A 25,002-nucleotide genomic window follows, 5' to 3' on the forward strand; every position below is an offset into this window, starting at 1 on the left:
TCACCAACAACGCATAAGAATTTTCCTCACGAGATAGAATTTCTTTCAATGACGACGCCTGCTTACCTCAATGCCCTGCGCGCCTTCGAAGCCGCGGCGCGACATCAGAGCTTTTCTGCCGCCGCAGCCGAGCTGAACGTCACGCCAGCGGCGGTGGGGCAACAGGTGCGCAATCTGGAGTCGTGGCTCGGCATCGCCCTGTTCACTCGCGCAGCCAGCGGCTCTGCGCGCCTGCTGCTGACTGACGCGGCTCGGGCGGCGCTGCCCGATATCCGAGCGGGATTCGAACGGCTGAGCTTGGGGTTGGCTCGGCTCAAGGACGCTGGGGTGCATGCCGAACTGACCATCACCGTAAGCCCAGCCTTCGCCTCGAAATGGCTGCTACCGCGCATCGAGCGTTTTCAGCAGGCCTATCCGGATCTGGACGTACTACTGGACACCAACTCGCGGCCGGTGGATTTTCAGGCTGACCGCATGGATGTCGGCGTGCGCTACGGCGCCGGTAACTGGCCCGGCCTGAGTGCCGTTCGCCTGATGGACGAAGTGATTTTTCCGGTCTGCGCGCCGAACTATCCGCTATTGGAAGACGGTCGCCTGTCGTCCGAGGCGATATCGCGCTGCACGCTGATCCATGACCTGACGATGGCCAGCTCCCCCGACTATCCAACCTGGCGAATGTGGCTGGATGCTTCAGGCAATGGCCATGTGAAGACAGATCACGGTCTGCGCATCAACAACTCGGCAGCCGTGCTGCAAGCGGCGATAGACGGCCAGGGGCTGGCGTTGGCGCGCAGCGTGATGGTCAAGGACGATCTGGAGACGGGTCGGTTGATTCGTCCCTTCGCCGATAAAGGCCGGGATTGCCCGCTGACTCAGGCCTATTACGTGGTGTATCGCCCCGAGAGTGGTGAGTTACCAAAAGTGCAGGCCTTCCGCGACTGGTTACTCAGCGAAGTCGCCAAGGTTGCGTCAGATACCTAGCAGGCTGTTGAAAAACGTAGGCGAGGCAGGCAAGACAATGACTAGGCGTCCCCGCAAAAACGGCCGAGGAAGCGGACTGGGCTCGCACGCGAGTTTACTGGCTGTAAATGAGCATTACTCGCTTCGCTCGCCCTTCGGGTCGCGCTGAAGCGCGTTAGCCGCAAGCGGCTTGCCGAGGCCGTTTTTAACGCAGTATTGCCAACGCAGGTAGTTTTTCAACGGCCTGCTAAGTCTGGCGCAGCATCTTTAAGCCACAGACGGGCGCCGCCCGTTCCTGCATCCATGCAGCAGGTAGCCTGGGTGTAACTGCCTACCTAAATGGTGGATGAAAAGAGCGTCATCCACCCTACGCGGTGATGGCCATGTGTAGGGTGGACAACGCGAAGCTTGTCCACCATGGTTCAATTACCCAAACGCTCAAGGATGAGCCGTCATGCCCAACTACCGCCGCGCCCGTGTTGCCGGGGGCACTTACTTCTTTACCGTCAACCTGCGAGACCGCAGCAGCAACCTGCTGATCCGTGAAATCGATCTATTGCGCGAGACGATACGCGCGGCGCGGTTGCGGTATCCCTTCCACATTGATGCCTGGGTGGTACTGCCTGAACATATGCACTGCATGTGGACGCTGCCGCCAGGCGATGCCGACTTTGCCTTGCGCTGGAAGGTCATCAAATTCGCCTTCGCCAAACGCGTGCCAATCACCGAAGCAAGTAGCCTGGGTGTAACTGCCTACCTAAATGGTGGATGAAAAGAGCGTCATCCACCCTACAGGGTGGTGGCCATTGGCAGCGAGTAGCCCGGACAAGCGCCGCAATGGTGGATGAAAAAGCGTCATCCACCCTACTCGGTGATGGCCATGTGTAGGGTGGACAACGCGAAGCTTGTCCACCATGGTTCAATTACCCAAACGCTCAAGGATGAGCCGTCATGCCCAACTACCGCCGCGCCCGTGTTGCCGGGGCCACTTACTTCTTTACCGTCAACCTGCGAGACCGCTGCAGCAACCTGCTGATCCGTGAAATCGATCTATTGCGCGAGACGGTACGCGCGGTGCGGTTGCGGCATCCCTTCCACATCGATGCCTGGGTGGTACTGCCTGAACATATGCACTGCATGTGGACGCTGCCGCCAGGCGATGCCGACTTTGCCTTGCGCTGGAAGGTCATCAAATTCGCCTTCGCCAAACGCGTGCCAATCACCGAAGTACGCACCGTCAATCAACAACGGAGGCGCGAACGCGGCATCTGGCAGCGGCGCTACTGGGAACATCTGATCCGCGATGAAGGGGATTACCAACGCCACTTCGACTACATCCATTCCAACCCGCTGAAGCATGGCTATGTCGAACGACTGGCGGACTGGCCCTATTCGAGCTTTCACCGGGCAGTGGCAATGGGTGTTTATTCCGGGGATTGGTGCGTCGGGCCGGAGCAGGTCGATAGTGGTTATGGCGAGTGAGCCTGTAACCGGACAACCGCCGCAATGGTGGATGAAAAAGCGTCATCCACCCTACAGGCTGGCCCTATTCGAGCGTTCACCGAGCGGTGGCAATGGGGATTTACACCAGGGACTGGTACGTAGAACCCTCGAATGAGCGCGAGGGCTTTGGAGAGTGAGCGCGCTGGTGGAAAACGCTTCGCGGTTTTCCACCCTACGGGTAAGCATTTCCAGCGACTGGGCTGGATAACCGCCGCGGCCATATGGTGGATGAAAAAAGCGTCATCCACCCTACGCTTCTACAGCGTACACAGCCCTCCCGGCACCGCCATCACCCAATCGCGCACCGCCTGAATGGTCGGGTCGTTCTTGCGGTTTTCCGGGTACACCAGAAAGAACGGCTTGCCTTCCAGTTCCGGACCGAAGGGCTGTACCAGCCGCCCTTCCCTGAGCTCATCCTCGATCAGTTGACGGCTCATCAGCGCCACACCCTGCGCACCGATGGCGGCCGAGACGGAGTGGGTCTCGTCGGAGAAGACCAGCCCGGCGCTGACATCCAGCCCCGGCACCTGGGCCTGCTTCTGCCACGCGGCCCAATCGAGCGGTGAAGAAACAGCGGCCTGATTGCGGAAGTGGATCAGCGAATGCTTCGCCAGCTCGGCCGCATCGTGCAAACCGAGGTGCGGGCTGCAGGCCGGGATGAAGGTGTTGTCGAACAGCTTCTCGGCCACCAGCCCCGGCCAGCGACCGTCGCCATAGCGGATGGCGATATCCGCGGTGACGCCATCCAGCGCCACCGGCTCATGCGAGGCGTGGATGCGCAGGTCAATATTCGGATGGGCATCGCGCAGCAGGCATACCCAGGACAGCAGCCAACGCACCGCCACGGCAGGCGTGGTGCTGAGCGTAATGGCCTGGCGACAGGGCACCGCGCTGAGCCGTACAGCCGTTGCGCTGATGCTGTCGAACGCGCTTTCCAGCACCTGCTGCAGCTCGCGCCCCTGGGTGGTCAATTCGAGCTGGCGCGGCTTGCGCAGAAACAGCGCGACCCCGAGCGACTCTTCCAGGGCCCGAATCTGGTGGCTGATCGCCGTCGCAGTCACCGAGAGTTCTTCTGCGGCCTGCTTGGCGCTCTCGTGGCGGGCGGCCGCCTCAAAGGCCCGCAGGGCAGAAAGCGAAGGTAACCAGCGCTGCGCCATACATGAGCCCTCCTCATTCATACCTGAAAATAATCGTCGTTTGTCGCCCTTGGGCGCTGAACTTAGCCTGAGTCTGCTGCGAATAACAGATGAATTCAACTTCGAACAGGAGACTCGACATGCCGCACATTCTGCACCTGGATGCCAGCGCCCGCCCCGGCCTCGCCGGCAAGGATCAACACGGCTCGCACAGTCGCAACCTCAGCCAAAGGTTTGTCAGCCAGTGGCTGGCCCGCCGTGCGCAGGACAGCCTCACCTACCGTGACATCGGCCAGAACCCGCCGTCCTTCATCAACCATGACTGGATCGCGTCCTCCTTTACCCCGGAGCAGCAGCGCGAGCCGTGGATGCGGGAAACGCTGGCGGAGAGCGATCAACTGGTCGATGAGTTGATTGCGGCGGACGTGCTGGTGATCGGCACGCCGCTCTACAACTTCGGCATGCCGGCCGCGCTCAAGGCGTGGATCGACCAGGTCGTGCGCCCTGGCCGAACCGTGGACATCGATGAGAGCAACCCGCTCGACCCTTACATACCGAGGCTGGCCGACCGGCCACGGCATGCCATGATCCTCACGGCCAGAGGCGGTATCGGCTTTGGCGTCGGTGGCGAGATGGCCCATATGAACCATCTGGAACCGAACCTGATCACCGCCCTCGGCTTTATCGGCATTACCCAGGTGCATCAGATTGCGATCGAGGGTCAGGAAGTGGGGGGTGAGCTGCTGGCCGAGTCGGTGGCTCAGGGCCTGAACAAGGTCGATGCCTTGGTGGCGCAGTTGCAGCGGGCGCTGCAGCAAAACCGGACGCCAGAGCCGGCCTGAAAACCGGCGGCCTGCGCCGTGCAAGGTTCAGCGAGCGAATAGCCCGGACATCCACGGTGGAAAACGCTTCGCGATTTTCCACGGGATGGCCGTGTACCCTACTTGGTGGCTGCTTTGCAGGGTGGGCAACACGGAACTACAAAAAGGTACAAAAAGGGGACGGTACAAAAAGTACAAAAAGGGGACAAATTTATTATCCTCGTGGCCCCCGGTGTCAGGCTGGTTGTCGCCTGAGCCGATTTATCAAGACGATAGATCGGGGGGCGTCAAATAGTATTGGGGGACCACGACTTCCAATAACCACTATTGCTGGTTTCGGCCTTACGCCGTGTCATGGTCATAGGCAATCATCGCGCTAGCGAACCCTGCAGGCATAACCGTATAGTCATCGCCATGACGTCAAAATCCTACCTGCCCCACGACAAGCTACTGGACCTGCTACTGGACGTTGTCTGCGTAGTGGATAAAGACGGTCGCTTTCTATCGGTAAGCGCGGCCAGCGAGCGCGTTTTCGGTTACCTGCCCGAAGAAATGGTGGGGCGGACCGCCTTTGAAATGATGCACCCGGACGATCGCGCCGCCAGCAGGGCGCTCGTAGAGCGCATTAATCTGGGTCAACCCTCTCAGGATCATGAGAACCGTTACTTTCATAAAGACGGTCATATCGTGCATATCATGTGGTCTGCCCAATGGCTTGAGACCGAGCAGGTGCGAGTGGGTGTGGCGCGGGATATTACTCGGCGCAAACGTGCCGAGGCGATGCAAGCCGCGTTGTATGCGATATCGGAAGCGGCCCACTCGGTTGGCGATCTGCAGACGCTATATAGGCGAGTGCACGAGGTGATCCGTCAGGTGCTGCCAGCCGAGAGTTTTTATGTGGCGTTATACGACGCCGCGAATGACCGGCTCAGCTTTCCCTATTACGTCGATCAACTTGACGCGCCGCCGTCACCCATGCCGCTGGGCTCCGGCAGCTTCAGTGCCGAGGTTATTCGCTCCGGTGAAGCCCTGTTGTTAACGGCCGAACAGGTGCTTGCAAAGATGGGCCCGGTGGCAGGCAAGCATTCCCTGGACTGGCTTGGTGTGCCGCTGATATCGGGCACCGATACCATCGGTGCGCTGGTGCTGCAGAACTATTCCGGGAGCGTGCGTTACAACGAACAGGACCAGGAGCTGCTGCAATTTGTATCGAGCCAGGTGGCGTCTGCAATAATGCGTAAGCGCACGCACTCTCGCCTGGAGTTTCTTGCGCAATACGATCAACTGACCGAACTGCCAAACCGGGCGCTGTTTCTGGACCGCTTGCGAAGTTCTCTGCAAAGGGCGCAGAGCGATTCCTTGCGGCTGGCGGTGCTTTATCTCGACATGGACAACTTCAAGCAGATCAACGATACCTTTGGCCACACCACAGGCGACCATCTGCTGCGGGAAGTCGCTCACCGCCTCAGGCAGTGCGTGCGCGAGGCCGATACCGTTGGCCGTTTGGGCGGCGACGAATTCGCCGTTCTTCTGGACAACATCGGCAGGCAGGAAGATGCCACCCTGGTGGCCGAGAAAATCCTTGTTGCCCTGAGCGCCCCCTACTTCCTGGAAGGAAAAACCTTGATCAGTGCTCCAAGCCTGGGTATCGCGGTATACCCCGAGCACGGCCAGAGTGATCTGCATCTGATTCGGCACGCGGATGAAGCCATGTACGTGGCCAAACGCAGTGGGGGCAAGCGCTATACAGTTGTCGAGGAGCCGGTGAAGTAATAGTGCACCGACCACGATTTTCGTCGACTTACGACTTGGGTTTTATCGATCCGATAGCCGCCGCATCTGCACTGCCATGAAGTAGCTCTTTCGCCCTTGCGGCGAGTCACCTGATTCGCTTCGCTCACCCTTCGGGCCGGCCTGCGGCTGTTACTCCGCTACGGCGCTGTTGCGAGAGTCGTCACGGTGGGCATCTGACCACTGCCTGTCTCGCCGCAAAATTCCGCGTTGAAACATTAATCCCAAGTATTACTGAGACAACCAACCCCGCAGTAGTTATGTTCTATCCCGGGTCTGGTGATTGGTCAGGCTCAGTTTCGCGTGGCATTGCTCCGGCGCATGTCACCCGGAAGACTCCAGGGACAATTTCATAATAATGGAGAACTTCAACATGCTTGACCGTGCAGCCAAACCCTTAGTGAAGCTGGTAGACCGATATCTGCCGGATCCTTTTATATTCGTGCTGATACTCACTCTGGTGGCTTTTGCTGCCGCGATTATTGTTGAAGGCCATGGGCCGATGGCGGTTATCGAAATGTGGGGACAGGGATTCTGGAACCTGTTGAGCTTCTCGATGCAGATGCTGCTGGTGCTGGTGACCGGCTTTATGCTGGCCAGCACACCGCTGGTTCGGAACATCCTCAACCGTCTGGCGTCCATCGCGAAAACCCCGGGGCAGGCGATTGTTCTGGTCACCTTTGTGGCGTTGATCGCCAGCTGGATCAACTGGGGCTTTGGCCTGGTGGTTGGGGCGTTGTTTGCCAAGGCCCTGGCTCGCCAGATCCGCGTGCATTATCCGCTGCTGATTGCCAGCGCCTACTCCGGCTTCATCGTCTGGCACGGCGGCCTGGCTGGCTCGATCCCGCTGGTCATCGCCACCGATGGGCACTTCAGCGAAAGCGTGATTGGGGTCATTGGCACCGGCGAAACCATTTTCGCTTTCTTCAACCTGGCCATCGTGCTCGCGTTGTTTATCGTGGTGCCGGCAGTCAATCGCCTGATGCTGCCCAGCGCAGAGGACAGTGTCTATGTAGACCCGAAGGTACTGGATGATCTGCCCGACACCCAGGTCACTATCACCCGCCCTGCGGAGCACCTGGAAAATAGCCGGATTCTTGCCTGGCTTGTGGGCTTCAGCGGCCTTGCCTTTATCTTTCAGTATTTTCTCAACGCCGGTGGCCTGAACCTGAACATCGTCAACTTCATGTTCCTGTTCCTGGCGATCATTTTGCACCAGACCCCGCGTCGGTTGCTGGACAGCCTGAACGAAGCGGTGAAAGGTGGTTCCGGCATCGTTATCCAGTTTCCGTTTTATGCCGGGATCATGGGGGTGATGACCGCTTCGGGGCTGGCAGCCAGTATTTCTTCCGGATTTGTCTCCATCGCTACGGCCGAAAGCTTGCCGTTCTGGAGTTTCATCAGCGCCGGGCTGGTGAATATCTTCGTGCCCTCCGGCGGCGGCCAATGGGCTGTGCAGGCACCCGTCATGTTGCCAGCGGCTCAGGAGCTGGGGGCGAGCATACCCCGTGTTGCGATGGCCGTTGCCTGGGGTGATGCCTGGACCAATCTGCTGCAACCCTTCTGGGCCTTGCCGGTACTGGCGATTGCCGGGCTGAAGGCAAAAGACATCATGGGCTACTGCCTGATGCTGCTGCTGATTACCGGAATCATCATCAGCATCGGCTTGACCTGGCTCTGACGCCGCGATGACTCTGCGCAGGGCCGCTCCACGCTGCCCTGCACAGAGTTGATCGTTGCCACGTCTGAAACCGCAGGAAACGATCAAACCACGCGGGCGTTACAATGGCGTGCCCGATTGCCCCGATCGGGCACGCCCCCGGAGCCAGACTCACGATGTTCACCCTTGTACACCTGGACAACCCGCCACCCGAGTCTCTGAAAGACCAGGTCCTGCAAATGGTGGTGGACTACCTCAGCGACATCAGCCCGGTGTCGCTGACGCCGAGCAACCCCCTCTATCAGCTGTACCAGTACGTGGTTGGCTACGAGATGCACCTGTATCTGAAGGCCATGGACAGTGCCCTGGATACCAGCGCGCAGCTGATCCTGGCCCTGGACGATCTGGACCCCGCTCAGGTGCTGGGCTTTGCCCTTTACCTGCCGGCCAAGGATGACCCGGAGGCCTGCACCCTGGCCTATATGGCCGTACACCTCAGCCACCGCCGGCGTGGTATTGCCCGGGCCATGCTGCAACGAATAATCACTCGTCACCCCCACGCCGAACTGGCCTGTGTGGCAAGCAAGGTGCCGTATTTCGAGGCCATGGGTTTTCAGGTGCTGGCGGCGCGGGGACCGCAAGTGCTGATGAGTACCCGCAACCATGGCTCGAACGGCCTGCTGGCGGTGCAAGATCTGGCACCGATCTTCCAGTCCAGGGAAGTCCGGCAGATCCACACCTACCTGGTGAAGCAGCACGGCCAAAAGGCCATGAGCGAGGCGGAAAAACAGCGCGACCGCCAGCTCGACCAGATGGCCCAGCAAGCGCAGGCACTGGTCCGCGAGCGTCTTATCCTGCATTGATGTCTATAGCTTTCAGTTGGTTGGCTAGGAACGGCCAACAGCGTTTACACGACAATATCCAAAGCCTAAAAGAACAAAGGCACCTATGACCCCAACCACCCTGACCATTTCAGCCGCCTGCCTGATCGACGATGCCGGCCGCTTGTTGCTGGTACGCAAACGCAATACCCAGGCCTTTATGCTGCCAGGCGGCAAAGCAGAGCCCGGCGAAGACGCGCTAGCCGCCCTGACCCGCGAACTGGATGAAGAGCTCAACCTCAGCCTGCCCGCCTCTGCACTGCGCCCGCTTGGGCAGTTTCGCGCCGCAGCGGCCAACGAGGCCGATACCTGGATCGAGGCAAGCGTCTTCCAGGCCCGCCTGGCCCATAGCGTCAGCGCCGCCGCCGAGCTGGAAGAACTGCGCTGGCTCGCGCCCGGCGACGTGTTGCCAGACACCCTGGCACCGCTGCTGCGCGAGCATGTGCTGCCGCTGCTGTGGCCAGCGACTCTATAGCCATAAGGCGGGTGGAACGGAGCAACCGTTAGATCAGCCGCTACCCAGATAGGGCTCGATATTGCCGAGCGCCCGTTCTACGTAATCCGCCTTCTCCCCTACCGGGGCGACGTAGTGCAGCGCCTCGGCCGCCGCATCACGCCCAACCAGGCGCGCCAGGGCCCAGGCGGCGAGGTAGATGGAGGCCAGGCAGCCGCCGGCTGTTGCCAGGTTGCCCCGAGCGAAGAAGGGTTGTTCAAGCACTTCGATGCCGGCCTCCTGCACCCAGGGTTTAGTGGTGAGATCGGTGCAGCCCGGGATGCCGTCCAGCAAACCCGCCTTCGCCAGCAGCAGGGTGCCGGAACACTGGGCACCGATCAGCTGACGTGCGGGATCGAGCCGCGCCAGTGTCTGCATCACGGCGGCGTCCTGGGCAATCTCGCGGGTCCTGATGCCGCTGCCGACGAGCACGGCATCGAATGATTCAATCTCGTCCAACGCGGCCTGGCGATGCAGTCGTACGCCGTTCATCGAGGTGACCGTTTCGCTCGGCGCGGCCAGGGACACGCGCCAGCCCGGCAGCTTGATGCGATTGAGGATGCCCAGCGCAATAAGCGAATCCAGTTCGTTGAAGCCGTCAAAGGTGAGAATGGCGATGTGCATGGCAGACCCGGCGCTATGGAGTCCGGCCATTCTCGACCCGGCAGGGGGCGGGAGGACAGGCACAGTTGCTAGTGGCTATAGCAATACAGGCCGAGCGGGATTGCCTCTTTTAAACGGCTTCAGAAACAGTGTGCTGCCGGTGAACGCCGTGACGCAGAGCGTCACAGGCCTGCTACCACGCGGACGCGTTCGACGGTTCGACGTCTCGACGTCTCGACGTGGGAGCCATCTGACGGGGCGGCCTTCCGTGGGGCGGCCTCCCGCGGTCTGCCCCTCCACGCGGTGGCCATCCAACCTACGGGCCGATCGTCGGCCAGGGCTCGGCAACTGGCGCCCTCTGCATGCCGCCGGCCAAGCGCAGCTATCGGCGGTTTCTCGCTTCTTCGCTGCAGTCCCTCGGCGCTTTTCGGCCTATCAATCAGGCTCTTGTCCGGCGCAGGCGCTCTGGGCAGGGGGTCGCCGAAGCTGGCATGGCCTCTGCTTTGGCATGGCAGCCTGCGCAGCGCGACCGCGGGGCGACTCAATAATCAATAAGAAGAAGAGGTCTGCCAATGAACTGCCATCCGCTCCCCGTACGCCCTCCTCGCTCGACGCTCGTGCAGCGTCGCCTCGGCCGGAACCACAGTCACAGCACCATCTGCACGCGTCTGAGCAAACCGCTGAGGCTGCTCGCCGCTGCGGCGACCCTGGCGGCCAGCAGCACCCTGTGTGCCGCGCCAGCCATCAACGTCCTGACCGGCGGCACCAGCGGCGTCTATTACCCGATCGGCGTCGCACTGGCGCACCTGTACAGCGACGGCATCGCCGGCTCGGAAACCACGGTGCGCGCCACCAAGGCCTCGGTGGAGAACCTCAACCTGCTGCAGATCGGCCGTGGCCAGCTGGCCTTCGCCCTCGGCGACTCGGTGGCCCACGCCTGGCAAGGGGTGGAGGACGCGGGCTTCAGGGCGCCGCGTGACCGCTTGCGCGCCATCGCCAGCATCTATCCCAACTACATCCAGATCGTGGCGAGCCGCGAGTCGGGGATCAGGACCCTGGCCGATCTCAAGGGCAAGCGCATCTCCGTCGGCTCGCCGCGCTCGGGAACCGAGCTCAATGCGCGCGCCATCTTCGCGGCCGCGGGCCTGAGCTACGCAGACATGGGCCAGGTGCTGTTCAAGCCATATGCTGAGTCGGTCGAGCTGATCGGCAACCGCCAGCTGGATGCCACCCTGCAGTCCGCCGGTCTGGGCATGGCGGCGATTCGCGACCTGGCTGCGGTGCTGCCGGTCACCTTCGTCGCGATCCCCGCGGACATCGTGGCCAGGATCGGCAACAGCGCCTACCAGGCCGGGGTGATCCCGGCCGGCACCTACCCGGGCCAGGAACACAGCGTGCCGACCGCAACCATCAGCAATATCCTGGTCAGCCAGACCAGCGTGTCCGACGAGCTGGCCTATCGGATGACCCGCTTGCTGTTCGAGAACCTCGATCGCCTGGCCCATGCCCACCCCGCCGCCAAGGGCATCGTGCTGGAGCACGCGGCCGAAGGCCTGCCCATCCCGCTGCACCCGGGGGCCGAGCGTTTCTACCGGGAAGCCGGCGTACTCGAGTAGCCCGTGGAGCGGTCGGGCGGCGTTGCATTTCAGCCGTGGAATTCGCGGATAAATCCGCGCCTACAAAGCCTTACCTGCCATGCAATCCATGACGGGCACATAGCCCATAAAAAACCCGGCCATTGGTGACAATGGCCGGGTTTGGTCGGTCGTGGCTCGATCAGGTCTTGTCGACGCGGCGCTTGATCGCGTCCTTGACGTCGCCTTTGAGTTGCTGGCCCTTGCCCTTTATTTGTTGAGCAAGGCCTTCGCCTTCAAGACGAGGATTGTCGGTGGCCTTGCCGATACCTTCTTTCACTTTGCCGATGGCTTCGTTGGCGTTACCGGTGACTTTGTCTTTCGTGCTGCTCATGTCGCACCTCCTCTCGATGGGTTGCAAAGAAGAGGTTGTGAAAAACTCCCGCCTACTGCGACCGTCTCCAGACGCCCGCTGCTGACGTTGCGCTACGGCGCTCGATATTTTCACAATCTCTGAGAGTAGAGCCCTGCGCGGCACAATCGTTCTGTTTTATTCGACGGATAAATGGCTATTGCCTGCGACTTGTTTGGCCGGGCTGAGCATCTCGATCCGGCGAATCTCGAAGTCGCGGCGCAGGTAGTCCATGCGCTGCTCATAAAAGCGCCGCATGTGCGGCAAGGCGCTGTGGATGGCCAGGTGTTCCGGCGATTGCCAGACCTCATAGAAGATGAACAGCGTCGGGTCCTGGTGATCGCGCAGCATGTGATATTCGATGCAGCCCGTTTCGGCCCGGCTGGGTTCGACATAGGCGCGAAACAGCGCCTCGAACTCGGCGGCCTTTTCCGGGCGGGTGTGGGCATGCAGGATGAATCCGTGTAAGTCAGGCATCGGGGGTTCCTGGGGGCAAGTGTTCATTTACCTTACAACGGGTAAAACCATCCGATTCATGCCTTTCAGTCAAATATCATTTGCTTCGCAGCCGGTGTTTCTCGTCGCCCGCAGCCCATAGCATGCCGCCATCGAATTTACCGAGGCTCATGCCATGAAAAAAATTCTGCTGCTCAACGGCGGTAAACAGTTCGCCCATTCCGCAGGCCGTTACAACGCCACCCTGCATGACACCGCGCTGGCCTTGCTCGACCGCGCCGGCTGCGACCTCAAGCACACCCATATCGATAGCGGCTACGACCTCGCCGAAGAGGTGGAAAAATTCCTCTGGGCCGATGTGATCATCTATCAGATGCCGGGCTGGTGGATGGGCGCGCCCTGGACGGTGAAGAAGTACCTCGACGAAGTCTTCACCGAAGGTCACGGCAGCCTCTATGCCAGTGACGGTCGCACCCGCGCGGACGCCTCGCAGAAGTACGGCAGCGGTGGCCTGCTCCAGGGCAAGCAGTACCTGCTGTCGCTGACCTGGAATGCACCGCAGCAGGCCTTCGACGACCCGACGGACTTCTTCGAGGGCCAGGGCGTGGATGCGGTCTATCTAGCGTTTCACAAGGCCAATCAGTTTCTCGGCATGAGCCCGCTGCCAACCTTCCTCTGTGTCGACGTGATGAAGCGTCCGGCCATCGAGGCGGATGTCGCGCGTTACCGGCAACACCTGGCGCAGGTGCTCGAGCTGGCAGTTTGATCCGTCGAGGACGATTGACAGGCCGCGGCGTTAGCGGACTCAGCGGCCTGGCTTTTTGACTCCTGACAAGCAGCGCATCGTCACTGACGACTAGGCGCCCGTCCGAGAATACGGACTGCTGTTGGGCCGAGCCCAGCCTGCAAGTTGAAGTCGATTGCCATTCTCGGACAGCCTCCTTCCAAGCCTTTCGCACTTATTGCGCGTTTGCAGTGGCCTGCTTGCATACCTAAGCACGGCCGCGATTAACCCGGCGGTAACGGAACCTTCGCCGCTTTTCCGGCACTAATCCCGCAGCCTTTCCTCCATAAGCCGGGATACCTTGCCATGCGCACCATCGTCCGTCTGTTCCTGCTGGGCACCGCTGCCCTGTCTTTGTCCGCCTGTTTCAATGATGACCCGGCCATCGACCTGAGCGGTCTGTGCACCTACAACACCGACCCCCAGGCAGAGCGCTGCAAGCCCGGCCAGATGGCCTGGTTCCGCCCGGATCAGGGCAAGTTGATCACCGAGGAAATGGCCCTGAGCGTGGCGGCGGCCTATTGCGACTTCAACCACCCGGTGATGCACAACCGCGCCGGCGTGCTCTGCGTGTTCACCGACCAGCGCCTGGATGTAGCCAAGTAATCGCCCCACACCGTGCCGCACCAATAAACCCTGGTGCGCTGCCTGCGGCGAGCAAGCAACAAGCGCGGGGCCGCCAGGTCGGGCCTGCCCCATCCCCCGATATCGGTTATGTACTTAACGCCATGCTTACCGGGCATACTGACCGCCATTAGCCGTTTTCAGCGGCGTATCCCTCTCTCTTGTGCACGAAAGCCGATGCTTGCCACCAGCCTTGCCCTCATCGCTGCGCTACTACTTATTTCGTCGGCACTGCTGCTGCAGCGCCTGCGCCGGGTAAAACAGCAGCTGGCACAACATCAAGCCTTGCTCGACGCCCGCCCCGAGGGATTGTTACTGGTGAGCCGCGACGGCCGCATCGGCGTGCATAACGCGGCGGCGGCAAGGCTGCTGGGCCATCCCGCCGCAGCGCTGCAAGGTACGCCGCTGCAGCGTTGGTTGCCGCCAGCCGGTGCGCACGTCACAGCACCTTCTCACCAGCTCATTCCGGCGAATGGCAAGCCGCAGAGGCTGGACGTCAGCCGAGTAGCGGCGGCCGCTCACGGCCATACCGTCGTCCTGACCCCGGCAACATCCGTGCAGGACGACCCCGTCGCAGCTGTCGAACGCTTCAAGCGCAGTCAGTACTTCGCCTGCATCGGCACCTGGGACTGGTCGATCGATAGCGACACGCTGTACTGGTCAGAGGCCATCTACGGCATGTTCGGCTTCAAGGTCGGCGAAGTGACCCCGAGCTATGAGTTGTTCTGTAGCGCCGTCCACCCGGATGACCGCGAGCAGGTGCGGGCCGGGGAGTTGCGCTGCATCGAAACCGGTCATAACCATGACGAAGAGTACCGGGTGATCTGGCCCGACGGCAGCATCCACTGGCTGCGCGAGACCGGCAACGTGGTCAAGGACGCCAATGGCCAACCGATAAGGATGATGGGCGTCGTGCGCGACATCAGCGAAGAAAAGGCATCGGTCAGCCAGCTGAAAAAGATCGCCCGTCACGACCCGCTGACCGGGCTGCCCAATCGCTTGCTGCTCGAAGAGTTTCTAACCCAGGCCCTGGCACGCGCACGCAGCAACGCAAACCGGGTGGCCTTGGTCTTTATCGACCTCAACGGTTTCAAGCAAATCAACGACAGCTATGGGCATGCCGTTGGCGACCAGGTTTTGGTTGGTACGGCGCAGCGCTTACAGCAGACGCTGCGCGAATCCGACATGGTGGCGCGGCTGGGCGGCGATGAATTCGTGGTGGTTATCGAGGGCCTGACACGCAGCAAGAGCCTGCACGACGAGGCACAACTGATCGGCGAGAAGATTCTGCAGCGACTGTCCCAGCCGCTCAGCCTCGGCAACGCCAGCCATCAGGTCGGCGCCAGCCTTGGCATTGCCCTGTATCCGGAGCACGGGCCGAACATCGACAGCCTCATCCATATCGCCGACCAGGCGATGTATGCGGCCAAGCGCAACGGCAACAATCAGTATTGCCTGGGCCTGGCCAACTCTGGCGAACCAAGCCCTGCCTGCCCAACGCCGTAGTCGATAAGACTGGCGGCGATGATTGCCCCCGATCCACGTCTGAAGCCTGCGCCCGCCCGGTCTTCGACGGCGTGCTGTCGGGAGGCAATCGCGTCTGTCGGCGTGTAGGTACCTGTAGGAGCGGGAGGATGCCTGGTTCCATGCCCACGAACCCTTCGCCCTCTGACATAGCTGTTCGCGGCCATGGGCCGCTCCTACGGGGTCGTGCTCGGAGATCGAGCGCCATAGCGAGAACGTCTCCTGGTGTTCGCGTAGCGCAACACCAGGGGGCGGTCGCAGCAGGCGGTTTTTCACGACCTCTCGGCCGGGCCATAGGCCACGCGGGCCAGCAGCAGGCAAACGATGCCGAGAGCCAGGACGGCCAGGGCGTTATCGAGCGGGGAACCGATGATCCACATGGTGCGTACCTCCAAACCGGACGGGATGTGCACACCACCCTAAGCCCGGCCAGCGCAGACGTCGATCTGTCGCCTTTTCGCACGTAAAGCTTTGGTACAGGTTGACTCTGGAAATGGCCCGTCGCCCGACAGCAGCACCGAGGCGTCCTGACAGGGGTCAACCGAAGCGGGACTTCGCGGCCAAAGCCCCTTTGCACTATATCGACCGAGTGCCGCCCTCGGCGTGATTCCGTCCTGCGCCGGCCCGATGCAGACATTGCGTACGTGCCAGACGCTTAATGCAGATTGGTCTATCTCTTGTCCTTATCGTCTTTGCTGACCTCGTGGCCAATCACGCCACCCACCACGGCGCCGGCACCGGTACAGAGCACGCCACCACAGAGCAGGTTGCCGGCCACACCGCCAACGGCAGCCCCTGCGGCAGTGCTCTTCTCTTGATGACTCATGCCGGAGCAGCCGCTCAGCCCTAAAGCAGAGAGCAGGACGGCGGTGGAAACAAGTTTGAAAATGTCCATGGGAGATACTCCAGTGCAAAACCTTATGGAAATCCCTGGCGTTCGATTTGCTCACGCGCGGGTAACATTGCATTGTCACCGGGCTTGCGGCGAGCCGTCTGTACGCTAGCGAGCATAGGGTCCGAAGCGGCGCGACTGAGCCGGCTCGGCGACCGCACCAGACCGCACCAGACCGCACCAGCAAACCGATTGCCCATTAACCTGGGCAGGCAGACGGCGTATGGTGGAAGTCACATCCCCCGTGGAGAAGTCGCTATGTTCAAGGTATTGCGCAACGGCGAGAACCGCATCGACGTCGAATTTTCCGGCAAGCTCGACAGCGAAGAAATGCGCGTCGCTTTGGATGAGCTGAGCCAGACATCCGAGGGCATCGAGCACGGCCTGATGCTTTATCGAATCGGCGATTTTGCGCTGCCGACCCTGGGCGCGATGGGCGTCGAGTTGTCGCGTATTCCGCAACTGTTCCGTTTTGTTCGGCGCTTCGACCGCATGGCCGTGGTTGCCGGCAAGGAATGGGTGAGGAAAGCCAGCGAGCTCGAGGGCGCGCTGATTCCGGGCCTGCAGATCAAGGCATTCGATCTTAGCCAGGAGGCGGAAGCCGAAGCCTGGCTGCAGCGCCAGCAGCACCAGAAGTAGCGAAGGCGGGAAGACCAAGCGGCGACGCGACCTTGCACAAGACCCGCCCCGCCCCGCTCGCTTCGGCGACCGGCTAGCAGGCGCATCGGTGCATGCTGGGCCAGCCCCTGGGAATGACCGGCGACAAGCCCTTGCCAGCGCCACTGCGGCGCGCGCGACAACGTCGATCAGGGGGCATCAGCGTGCGCGCATGTGCCGAAGCAGGCCGGCACTCGGCTCACCGGACTTGAGCAATCCGTGATCACTCTCGTAACTATGGATAGCCGTGTAGATCTCGTCCGTGAGCAGGGCCGACGGACGCCCTACGCGGTAGCCATGGCGGCGCAGCTCTTGCTGGATATCGGTGACATGCTGGGCCGCGGCCTCCGGCATCGAGGCCTTTGCCGCGGGGTCCTGACGGAGGATCGGCGCGCGCAGGTGGGTCAGCAGGGTCGAACTGACATTGCCGTCGTCGAGCAGGCCATGCGAGCGCTGATAGGCCAGGATTGCCGCACGCGTGCGGGCGCCCATCAAACCATCCGCCAATCCGGCGCTGTAGCCACGATCGTTCAGCTCGTGCTGGACTTCCAGCACGGTACTGGAGGAGGTCTTGGCAGGTTGCACCTGCGGCTCTATGGTGTACAACCAGTTCCCTTCCCCGGATTGCGCGAACGCCAGGCCAGAGAAGCCCGAACAGATGGAAAAACCGCCCAGCAAGGCGGTGTACAGCCAACCACTGCGAAAATCGAACATGCTGCGGCCCTCGTCAATGGAGAAATAGTCAGGAGCGCTCGCTCATCCCCACGCCAGTAAGCCGCCCGGAGCAGTCAGAGGTTGTGAAAATATCGAGCGCCGTTGCGCGAGCGTCTTTGCACCATCGCTCGGGACTGCCAATGGCAAAAGCCGCGCAGCTTGGCACATACACGGTATTGCTTGCGCAATATTCCGCTGCATGACGCGGCTATGGGCGGCCAGGGCGCAAAGACTGTACGAGTGAGGGATATACCGGTGGCCGCTCAGCGGATGGCCAGTCCCGGATGGCCGCCCCAAACCGTTCAAGTCCGCTCAGCACCCATGGCATCCCGATACATTAGAGCTGTGATCATACGGATGAGCGGCAACCGCCTCTGTTCGGCAGCACACATAGAACGCGCTACATGCCTGCCGGGCTCGCAGACGCTGATGGCAGGCTTTTGACCGCCGTGGCTGGCGCCGTTGGGCGAACCTGGCGAGCCTGTCGCGCGGCCCCTGATCGAACCATGGACCCGGTGGGTTTTCTGCTCGACTCATCGCCGGATTGCCATGGTCTAACGCGGTGTGCCGAACACCTGGGTCCAGTAGATCAGCGCATCGCTCTCGGGATTCACCGCGTAGGCGGCGCCCATCTCGGTGAAGTGCGGGTTCATGATGTTGGGGCAGTGGGTCGGGCTGGCCAGCCAGCCGGCTACCGCCTGTTTCGCGCTACCCTGGCCGGCGGCGAGGTTTTCGCCGATGCGCCACCAGCGGTAGCCGGCGCGCTGCGCGCGCACACCCGCATCGCTGCCGCCTTTGTCGGTATGGCTGAAGTAATTGCGCGCGGCCATGTCGCGGCTGTGCGCCAGTGCGGAGCGGGCGAGACGCGCACTCCAGGTTAGCGGCGCTGCCGCGGCGAACGCCTGGCCGCCACAGTTTCTGGGGCTGGCGCGGGCCTGGTTGACCTGTTGCAGGATCGCCCGCCCCTCATGCTGCCAGTCGCCCAGGTCTGGGGATAGCAGAGGCTGGGCGAGTATCAGCTGCCAGGTCTTGCCCCGGCGCAACACGCCGATCTCGCTGTAGTGCGGATCCAGCAAGGGGCCGCAGTAGCGCTGTTTCAGCGCAGACATCACGGCATTGACGTTGCTGGACCCCGCCAGGGTTATCACCTGCACCCTGCTGGCCTGGTAACCGGCCCGCTTCAGTTCGCGCTGCAATTGCACCTCGGAAGCCACCAGCACCCGCGCCAACCTGGCGTCCGGTGCCAGCGGGCCCAGTGCCGGGGTTTGCCGGTCGTCGCAGATTGGCGAGGCCTGGCGATACAGGTTGATCAGCGTCAGCAGGGTCCCTGTCTCGGAGGCTTGCGCCGCCGGGGCAGACAGCATGGCGACCAGCAACAGCGCAGCGGCGCGCAGAAGGCTGCGACCGGCAGGGCGCCGGGGTTCGGACAAGGGTTCGCGGATCACGGCCATGGTTTCTGTCATCAGGTTGCGTGGATGCCCACTGCTTGGTTATGCCTGCGTTAGTGGCTGAAAGCGCTATTTGACAGCAAGTCTGCGCGTAGGGTGGGCCAGGCGCCCCGACCCTCTGGCACGCTGAACCTAGTTCGGCGTGCCGAGCAGCAGCGTCCAGTAGATGGCCGCATCGCTCTGCGGATTCACCGCATAGGCGCCGCCCATCTCGGTGAAGTCCGGGTTCATCAGGTTGAAGCAGTAAGTGGGGCTGGCCAGCCAGCCGGCGACTGTCTGTTTGGCCGTGCCCTGCCCCGCGCCGATGTTTTCGCCGATCAGTTGCCAGTCATAGCCATCGAGCACGGCGCGCGTACCCGCCAGGCTGCCGTCCCTTGCGGCGTGACTGAAGTAATTGTGCACGGCCATGTCGCGGCTGTGTGCCAGGGCGCTTTGGCCGAGCTGTTCGCTCCAGCGCAACGGCGCTGCCGGACTCAAGGCCTGGTTGCCGCAGCGCTGCGGCTTGGCGCGAGCGGCATTGACCAATTGCAGGATTTCCTGACCCGCCGCCTGCCAGTCCGGCATGCCGCTGGGCAGCAATGGCCGGGCAAGGATCACCTGCCAGGTATTGCCAGTGTGCTGCGCCCCGACATCGGCGTATTGCACATCCAGCAGCGAGGCGCAGTAGCGTTGCTTGAACCCCTCGAACGCCGCGTCCAGGTCGCTCGGCCCGGACAGGGTCAGCACCTTGACCGTGGCCGGCTGATAGTCCACCCGCTGCAGGGCATCCTGCAATTGCACACTGGGCGCCAGCTGCGCGCGGGCCAGGCGCTCGTCGGCCACCAGCGGGCCGGCGACCTCGGTTGGCTTGCCGGCGCAGGTCTGTGGCGCTTCGCGGTACTGGTTGATCAGCGCGATGAGCTGCTGGCTGTCGCTGGCGGATGCCGATGCGCCACTGAGCAGCGTGACTGTCGTCAACGTGAGCAGGGTCAGGCGGTTGCCGCGCGCGCGGCGGGTCGAATGTGCGGTAAGGGGCATGGTTGGTGTCATCCACGTCATGGAGCTTGGTGGCCTGGGCGGCTGAGGATATTAGTAGCCTAGATCCTGGGTGCACATGCAAGGTCCGCGACAGCGGCTGGCTGACGTTTTATCCATCCAGCCATCGCGACGGCGGAGCAAAACAGCGTCACTCACCCTACCCGGTTTTCGTGACCCGGGTCGATTCCAGGGTAATCCGGGCTTGTTTGCCGGGTTGCGCTCCGGCTTATCCACGCGGCGCAACCTGCCCTCGAGACACGCGCGCAATCCTGTTGCGCCAGCCGTCGCCGGGCCGCCCGCGCCCTGGGATTTCAAGGCTGGCCAATCGCGCTGAGCCGCCCGCCACGCCCCGTCCGCTCATCTCCTCGAAGCACCTGACCAGTGCCCCGTCAAAGGGTCCGCGAGCAGGCAGACAAACGCGCGGCCAAGCGCAATGTCGATAACCAACCAACGGTTATAAATGAATTCTTGTTGAAAACTTTCTAAACCAATTGGTCAGTTTGCTTGCCCAAGGTAGCAGTTCACATTGCCCAGGCACTACCGCTCGGAGCGGGTCTGTCTATTGCGCAGGGCTGAAAAGCTCGCGCAATTTCCACCCCCGACATGGGTATGACGGATTCAAGGAGAGAATGCATGAGCCTATCCATAGGTGTGGTACGACAGGTTATCGGTGAGGTTTCGGTAGTCGGTAACGACGGCGTCCAGCGCCGTCTGGTTGAAGGCGATCGAGTGTTTCTCGGTGACCGGCTGGTTTCCGGGAGTGATGGCTCGGTGGCGATCAGTCTCGACCAGGGCGGTGAACTGACCATGGGCCGCACCAGCAGTCTGCTGCTCAGCCCGGCATTGCTCGCCGGCGATGCTGGCACCGAACCCGTGGATCCGCTGACCAGCACCGCGCAGTTGCGCGAAATCCAGGAACTGCAGCGCGCCATCGAGGCGGGTGAAGACCCCAGCACAAATACCGAAGCCCCGGCGGCAGGCGCTCAGGCGGGCAGCGGCGGTAGTGGCAGCGGTGGTCACTCGTTCGTCCTGCTGCAGGAGACGGCCGGCCAGCTGGAGGCGCAAGTCGGTTTCGACACCGGGCCGCTGGCGTTTGCCAACCTCGATATCGACTTGCGCAGCCTACTGCCGGCCGCCGAGCCGGACGAGCCGAGCGCGCCGCCAGTGCCGCCAGTGCCGCCAGTCACTGAACCGCCCTTGCTGGTGGTCGGTAGCAACGCCGACGATGTACCGGGCGCGACCACTCCCCACCTGCAGCCAAACCCGCTGAATTCGGCCCCGGCCGGTATGCTTGAGGGCGGCTCAGGCAACGATGTGCTGATCGGTGATGGCGGCGGGACGCAGAGCCTGACCCTGCCCGGCAAGAACTACAACATCGCCCTGCTGGTGGACACCTCGGGCAGCATGGCCCGCGACTCGGGCTCGGGGGAGTCGCGCATCCAGCTGACCAAGGATGCCTTGAGCCATCTGGCCAACCAGCTCAAGAGTCATGATGGCGTGATCAACGTGCAACTGCTGCCGTTCAACAGTGATGTCGGCTCGGTCACTACGCTCTACGGCCTGAATGCGGCCAACGTCGGCATCCTGCTGGCCGCCATCGACGCCCTGAGCCTGACCGGGCACACCAATTACGAGGCGGCCATGGCTGAGGCCAGCCAATGGTTCAATCAGCAGATCATCGGTGCCGGCGCGGACAGTGCCGGCAATTTCGAACAACTGGCCTTCCTGCTCTCCGACGGACAGCCCACCATGTACCTGGATGAACAGGGCAACCCGGTGTTCGACACGGCCAACATCACCAATTTCCGTGACATCGACGAGGCCCTGCAGGCCGGCAGCGGCATGTTGCACGAAGGCATTGGCGGTGAGCAGATCCAACTGCACAGCATCAGTATCGGCTCGGCCAGTACCTCGGCGGTGTTGGACCTTTTCGACAATACCGCGCCGAGCGGCACGAGTTCGGTGAACCTGCCCGATGGCACGGTAGTGACCGCCCCGGCCGGCAGCTCGCAGATCGTCCACAGCGCCGAAGAGTTGCAGGCCTTGCTCACCAGCGGCTCCACCAGTACTGGCGCGCTGGCGCTGGGCGATGATCAGCTGTCCGGCGGTGCGGGTGACGACATCCTGTTCGGCGACAGCTTGAACACCGACTTTCTCGCCTGGCCCGGGCACCCTGCCGGCAGTCACGACGGCCAGGGTTATCAGGCCCTGCTCGACTACCTGCAGGCCGGCAACGGCGGCGCAGCACCGAGCCTGACCCAGGTGCGCGAGTTTGTGGTCGATCAGGCCTTCGACCTGGGCCTGACCAGCACCCCAGGCGGCGGCAGCGATCTGCTCAACGGCGGCGACGGCAACGACATCCTGTTCGGCCAAAGTGGCAACGACCGGCTCATCGGTGGGCAAGGCGACGACCTCCTGATTGGTGGCAGCGGCCAGGATGTCTTTGTCTGGAATGCCGGCGAGCAGGGCCACGACCGCATCCTCGACTTCACCGTGGGCGGTCCCGAGGGCGACACCCTGAATCTGCATGATCTGCTGGGCACGGAGGAATCCGGCGTTCTGGCCGATTACCTGAATTTCTCCGTGCTCGGTAGCGGCAGCTCAGTCAGCACCCTGATCTCGATCAGCGCCGATGCCGGTGGCCCGCCGAGCCAGATGATCGAACTGTCCGGCGTCGACCTGGCCGCGCACTACGAGGTCACTACCGGCCCAGGCGGCATGATCAGCAGTGGCGCGGATACCACGCGAATGATCGACGGCTTGTTCGGTGACAACGTACTGCGCCTGGATACCGTCTGAAGGCGCACACTGAGACAGCCGCTCGCACATCGAGCGGCAGCCTTGCTTTGCCCAGGCGAGGGCAGCTGCCGCGGCTTAACCCAGCTGATCGACCATGACCGCGTTGGTATAAACCAGACTGCCGTCACTCGCCCGATGCCCGACCAGATGAAATTGGCCACGCTTGTCCGCATCCAGATACACACGCCACTGGATATCGGACAAGGGGCCGCATTCACCCGGCGTACTCAATTCCATCGTGGTCACATCGGCATCGACCATGGTTTCTGGCTCATGCGTCTTCTGCAGGCGCTCTTCGGCCTGCTCCAGACGCAAGTGCTCGGGTTCGCTGACATGAAACTGGAATTGGCCCATCGGCGTGGACTTTGTGGCGCCGCTGGCTTTGCACCAGCCTTCAATGGTCAGGGTATTCATGGCAAGACCTCCTGAAGGGGATACCTGGGAATCGTCGTGGTCTCTCGTCCAATTTTAGACAATCGGTGAGAGAACTTTTATCCGCTGCCCCATGCCGCGAACCAGGACGCGTTGCCAACAGGCCAGGTCGAAGCCTGCCGAGCAATGATCGAGACGGCGGCCGTATCCGCCACCAACAGTTGTCCGGCGTTTGAATACCGCAGTGATTGCGGTAGGCTCTGCAGCTTATTTGAAAAGGAGTAACTCCCCATGGCCAAAGCCACTGCCCGTCACATCCTGGTTGCATCCGAAGCCAAGTGCCTCGAACTGAAAGCCGCTATCGAAGGCGGTGCCGACTTCGCCCAGGTCGCCAAAGACAACTCCACCTGCCCGTCCAGCCGCAGCGGCGGCGACCTCGGTTCGTTCGGCCCGGGCCAGATGGTCAAGGAATTCGACACCGTGGTGTTCAGCGCCCCGATCAATGTGGTGCAAGGCCCGGTGAAAACCCAGTTCGGTTACCACCTGCTCGAGGTCACCAGCCGTCAGGACTGACTGAGAGCTTGTGAAAATAGCGGCTCGCCCGGTCCGTAGTGCGGCCCGGGCGGCGTCCGTTCGGAGGCAGGGCGGCTCGGGCGACGATCCGTTCGGAGCAAAACGACAGCCCGCCAGCTTGTGTGCCGCGCCGCTGAACCCATGGTGCACTGCCTGCGGCGCGTGACAGCCTGCAGATCGCGGATTTCTCCAGGCCGCAGGGCTACTCGGGAGTGCGGCCGCCGTTAATCTGGGCGGACCGCGGATTGCCGTTAGTCATCGAGCATGGCCTGGCCGATCACATCGTCTGCCCAGCTCAACGCCGCCACCACAGTCGGGAAACCGATGGTGCTGGTGAGCGAGAGCAGCGCGTGATGGATCTGCTCTGCAGTGGCGCCGGCCTCCAGTGCCCGCCGCACATGGCTGTGCACTGCGCCCTCGGAACGAATGGCTGCCGCGGCGCCCAGTTGCACCAGTTGAACGACCTGCTGTTCCAGCGGGCCGGCCTTGCGCACGGCCTTGCCCAGCGCCTCCACGGCGTCGAAATAATCCGGATGCTGCTTCCTCAGCCGTTGATAGGTCTCAAGCTCACTTTTCTTTTCCATGCGACTCTCCTCAGGTTGGACGTACGCCGGAGTTTGCCCCTCGACTCAGGCAAGGCGGCTTCATTCAGGGTAGTCGCCTGGCGCGAAGGATGACGGGTTACGGCCAGACGGCCTGCCCGGCAACAGATCCTGCGGAGGGGTCCTGGACTAGCGGGTCATTAGCGCAACAACGTGACGCGTAGCGCCACCGCCGGACTCCCACGCTGGAGCGTGGGAGTCATCGGTACTTCTTCAGTAACGCAAGAACAGCATTGCAAGGCTTGCCCTCAATTGCGGCGATAATCGCGGTGGTTACGCTGGTTGCGGTAGCCACGGTCATTGCGGTCATTGCGGTAATGCCCGCGGGCCTCGCGGACCGGCACGGCCACGTAGCGGATCTGTCGTGGCGCATGGCGATAGCGATGATGCCGGCTGGGTCGTGGTGCGTAATGCACCACCCGTTGCGGCTGGCGGTAATCATGGCGATGGCGGTCGTCATGCGAATTGTTAAACGTAGAGACCAGCAGCGCGCCGACTGCAACGCCGGCGATCACAGGAACGACATCGCTTCGCTCGAAGGCGGAAGCACCGCCTGCCGCCACAAGACATCCGGCCAACAGTACAACCTTGGAAATTCGACTGAGCATAAGTACCTCCTGGTATCCAAGGGGACGTATTCCCCTACGTCCATCAAACAACAGGTACGCGTCAGCTGAGGTCAGTCGTGAGTAAGCGGCGGGTAAAG

25 protein-coding genes and 1 pseudogene are annotated in these 25,002 nt (G+C 62.1%); 15 read left to right on the forward strand and 11 right to left on the reverse strand.

Annotation, left to right across the window (positions count from 1 at the left end):
• Positions 1 to 48 precede the first annotated feature (48 nt).
• The 3 genes and pseudogenes from gcvA (at position 49) to R3355_RS06055 (ending at position 2,442) form a co-directional block, all read left to right on the forward strand.
• On the forward strand, positions 49 to 981 hold the full coding sequence (gene gcvA, locus R3355_RS06045; protein ID WP_318960484.1) for a transcriptional regulator GcvA: 933 nt from the start codon (positions 49 to 51) through the stop codon (positions 979 to 981).
• A gap of 433 nt (positions 982 to 1,414) precedes the next feature.
• A pseudogene (locus tag R3355_RS06050) lies at positions 1,415 to 1,690 on the forward strand (REP-associated tyrosine transposase); the annotation flags it as partial.
• Positions 1,691 to 1,911: 221 nt separating this feature from the next.
• Complete coding sequence (locus R3355_RS06055; protein WP_318960485.1) at positions 1,912 to 2,442, forward strand: REP-associated tyrosine transposase; 531 nt, start codon at positions 1,912 to 1,914, stop codon at positions 2,440 to 2,442.
• 278 nt (positions 2,443 to 2,720) lie between these two features.
• Here the strand turns inward: R3355_RS06055 and R3355_RS06060 are convergent, their stop codons facing one another.
• Positions 2,721 to 3,620 (reverse strand): LysR substrate-binding domain-containing protein, encoded by a 900-nt coding sequence (locus R3355_RS06060; protein ID WP_318960486.1) that lies wholly within the window; start codon positions 3,618 to 3,620, stop codon positions 2,721 to 2,723.
• 119 nt (positions 3,621 to 3,739) lie between these two features.
• Between R3355_RS06060 and R3355_RS06065 the strand changes: the two genes are divergently transcribed.
• The 5 genes from R3355_RS06065 to R3355_RS06085 all read left to right on the forward strand — a co-directional run bounded on the left by R3355_RS06065 (position 3,740) and on the right by R3355_RS06085 (position 9,227).
• Positions 3,740 to 4,441, forward strand: coding sequence for an FMN-dependent NADH-azoreductase (locus R3355_RS06065; RefSeq protein ID WP_318960487.1), 702 nt, complete (start codon positions 3,740 to 3,742; stop codon positions 4,439 to 4,441).
• Between the two features lie 393 nt (positions 4,442 to 4,834).
• Positions 4,835 to 6,193, forward strand: coding sequence for a diguanylate cyclase domain-containing protein (locus tag R3355_RS06070; protein WP_318960488.1), 1,359 nt, complete (start codon positions 4,835 to 4,837; stop codon positions 6,191 to 6,193).
• Positions 6,194 to 6,584: 391 nt separating this feature from the next.
• Positions 6,585 to 7,892 carry a short-chain fatty acid transporter gene (locus R3355_RS06075; RefSeq protein ID WP_318960671.1) on the forward strand — a complete coding sequence of 436 codons (1,308 nt, stop codon included), beginning with the start codon at positions 6,585 to 6,587 and terminating at the stop codon, positions 7,890 to 7,892.
• Between the two features lie 155 nt (positions 7,893 to 8,047).
• Entirely contained in the window at positions 8,048 to 8,734 is a 687-nt protein-coding gene (locus tag R3355_RS06080; protein ID WP_318960489.1) for a GNAT family N-acetyltransferase, read from the forward strand.
• Positions 8,735 to 8,819: 85 nt separating this feature from the next.
• Positions 8,820 to 9,227, forward strand: coding sequence for an NUDIX domain-containing protein (locus R3355_RS06085; protein WP_318960490.1), 408 nt, complete (start codon positions 8,820 to 8,822; stop codon positions 9,225 to 9,227).
• Positions 9,228 to 9,260: 33 nt separating this feature from the next.
• On the opposite strand, the gene R3355_RS06090 is transcribed toward R3355_RS06085, so the two are convergent.
• Positions 9,261 to 9,869: a DJ-1/PfpI family protein gene (locus R3355_RS06090; RefSeq protein ID WP_318960491.1), complete on the reverse strand. Its 609-nt coding sequence runs from the start codon at positions 9,867 to 9,869 to the stop codon at positions 9,261 to 9,263.
• 635 nt (positions 9,870 to 10,504) lie between these two features.
• Between R3355_RS06090 and R3355_RS06095 the strand changes: the two genes are divergently transcribed.
• On the forward strand, positions 10,505 to 11,464 hold the full coding sequence (locus R3355_RS06095) for a TAXI family TRAP transporter solute-binding subunit (protein ID WP_318960672.1): 960 nt from the start codon (positions 10,505 to 10,507) through the stop codon (positions 11,462 to 11,464).
• Between the two features lie 160 nt (positions 11,465 to 11,624).
• On the opposite strand, the gene R3355_RS06100 is transcribed toward R3355_RS06095, so the two are convergent.
• Together R3355_RS06100 and R3355_RS06105 are read right to left on the reverse strand one after the other, a co-directional pair.
• Positions 11,625 to 11,816: a CsbD family protein gene (locus R3355_RS06100; RefSeq protein WP_318960492.1), complete on the reverse strand. Its 192-nt coding sequence runs from the start codon at positions 11,814 to 11,816 to the stop codon at positions 11,625 to 11,627.
• Positions 11,817 to 11,972: 156 nt separating this feature from the next.
• The gene (locus tag R3355_RS06105; RefSeq protein ID WP_318960493.1) at positions 11,973 to 12,311 is read right to left on the reverse strand and encodes a putative quinol monooxygenase; all 339 of its coding nucleotides are present in this window, start codon (positions 12,309 to 12,311) and stop codon (positions 11,973 to 11,975) included.
• A 154-nt stretch (positions 12,312 to 12,465) separates the two neighbouring features.
• Between R3355_RS06105 and R3355_RS06110 the strand changes: the two genes are divergently transcribed.
• The 3 genes from R3355_RS06110 to R3355_RS06120 all read left to right on the forward strand — a co-directional run bounded on the left by R3355_RS06110 (position 12,466) and on the right by R3355_RS06120 (position 15,204).
• A complete protein-coding gene (locus R3355_RS06110; RefSeq protein WP_318960494.1) occupies positions 12,466 to 13,056 on the forward strand; it encodes an NAD(P)H-dependent oxidoreductase in 591 nt (196 codons plus the stop codon).
• Between the two features lie 324 nt (positions 13,057 to 13,380).
• Positions 13,381 to 13,680 carry a hypothetical protein gene (locus tag R3355_RS06115; RefSeq protein WP_318960495.1) on the forward strand — a complete coding sequence of 100 codons (300 nt, stop codon included), beginning with the start codon at positions 13,381 to 13,383 and terminating at the stop codon, positions 13,678 to 13,680.
• 195 nt (positions 13,681 to 13,875) lie between these two features.
• Positions 13,876 to 15,204, forward strand: a complete 1,329-nt coding sequence (locus R3355_RS06120; protein ID WP_318960496.1) for a diguanylate cyclase domain-containing protein — start codon at positions 13,876 to 13,878, stop codon at positions 15,202 to 15,204.
• Between the two features lie 688 nt (positions 15,205 to 15,892).
• Here the strand turns inward: R3355_RS06120 and R3355_RS06125 are convergent.
• On the reverse strand, positions 15,893 to 16,117 hold the full coding sequence (locus tag R3355_RS06125) for a glycine zipper 2TM domain-containing protein (protein ID WP_318960497.1): 225 nt from the start codon (positions 16,115 to 16,117) through the stop codon (positions 15,893 to 15,895).
• A gap of 255 nt (positions 16,118 to 16,372) precedes the next feature.
• Between R3355_RS06125 and R3355_RS06130 the strand changes: the two genes are divergently transcribed.
• The gene (locus tag R3355_RS06130) at positions 16,373 to 16,753 is read left to right on the forward strand and encodes an STAS/SEC14 domain-containing protein (RefSeq protein ID WP_318960498.1); all 381 of its coding nucleotides are present in this window, start codon (positions 16,373 to 16,375) and stop codon (positions 16,751 to 16,753) included.
• A gap of 177 nt (positions 16,754 to 16,930) precedes the next feature.
• Here R3355_RS06130 and R3355_RS06135 read toward each other — a convergent pair whose 3' ends face one another.
• From R3355_RS06135 to R3355_RS06145, 3 genes are all read right to left on the reverse strand, one after another.
• Entirely contained in the window at positions 16,931 to 17,485 is a 555-nt protein-coding gene (locus R3355_RS06135) for a peptidoglycan-binding protein (protein WP_318960499.1), read from the reverse strand.
• Between the two features lie 554 nt (positions 17,486 to 18,039).
• Complete coding sequence (locus tag R3355_RS06140) at positions 18,040 to 18,936, reverse strand: CAP domain-containing protein (protein WP_318960500.1); 897 nt, start codon at positions 18,934 to 18,936, stop codon at positions 18,040 to 18,042.
• Between the two features lie 129 nt (positions 18,937 to 19,065).
• Positions 19,066 to 19,950, reverse strand: coding sequence for a CAP domain-containing protein (locus tag R3355_RS06145; protein ID WP_318960501.1), 885 nt, complete (start codon positions 19,948 to 19,950; stop codon positions 19,066 to 19,068).
• A gap of 633 nt (positions 19,951 to 20,583) precedes the next feature.
• Between R3355_RS06145 and R3355_RS06150 the strand changes: the two genes are divergently transcribed.
• Positions 20,584 to 22,749 carry a retention module-containing protein gene (locus R3355_RS06150; protein ID WP_318960502.1) on the forward strand — a complete coding sequence of 722 codons (2,166 nt, stop codon included), beginning with the start codon at positions 20,584 to 20,586 and terminating at the stop codon, positions 22,747 to 22,749.
• A gap of 75 nt (positions 22,750 to 22,824) precedes the next feature.
• Here the strand turns inward: R3355_RS06150 and R3355_RS06155 are convergent, their stop codons facing one another.
• Positions 22,825 to 23,163, reverse strand: coding sequence for a hypothetical protein (locus R3355_RS06155; protein WP_318960503.1), 339 nt, complete (start codon positions 23,161 to 23,163; stop codon positions 22,825 to 22,827).
• 249 nt (positions 23,164 to 23,412) lie between these two features.
• Between R3355_RS06155 and R3355_RS06160 the strand changes: the two genes are divergently transcribed.
• Positions 23,413 to 23,694, forward strand: coding sequence for a peptidylprolyl isomerase (locus R3355_RS06160; protein WP_172145324.1), 282 nt, complete (start codon positions 23,413 to 23,415; stop codon positions 23,692 to 23,694).
• Positions 23,695 to 23,945: 251 nt separating this feature from the next.
• Here the strand turns inward: R3355_RS06160 and R3355_RS06165 are convergent, their stop codons facing one another.
• Positions 23,946 to 24,278 (reverse strand): carboxymuconolactone decarboxylase family protein, encoded by a 333-nt coding sequence (locus R3355_RS06165; protein WP_318949685.1) that lies wholly within the window; start codon positions 24,276 to 24,278, stop codon positions 23,946 to 23,948.
• Between the two features lie 266 nt (positions 24,279 to 24,544).
• Positions 24,545 to 24,904, reverse strand: a complete 360-nt coding sequence (locus R3355_RS06170; RefSeq protein ID WP_318960504.1) for a hypothetical protein — start codon at positions 24,902 to 24,904, stop codon at positions 24,545 to 24,547.
• Between the last annotated feature and the right edge of the window lie 98 nt (positions 24,905 to 25,002).

Origin of the sequence: Pseudomonas sp. (assembly GCF_033723075.1) — a bacterium.
Classification (GTDB): domain Bacteria; phylum Pseudomonadota; class Gammaproteobacteria; order Pseudomonadales; family Pseudomonadaceae; genus Aquipseudomonas.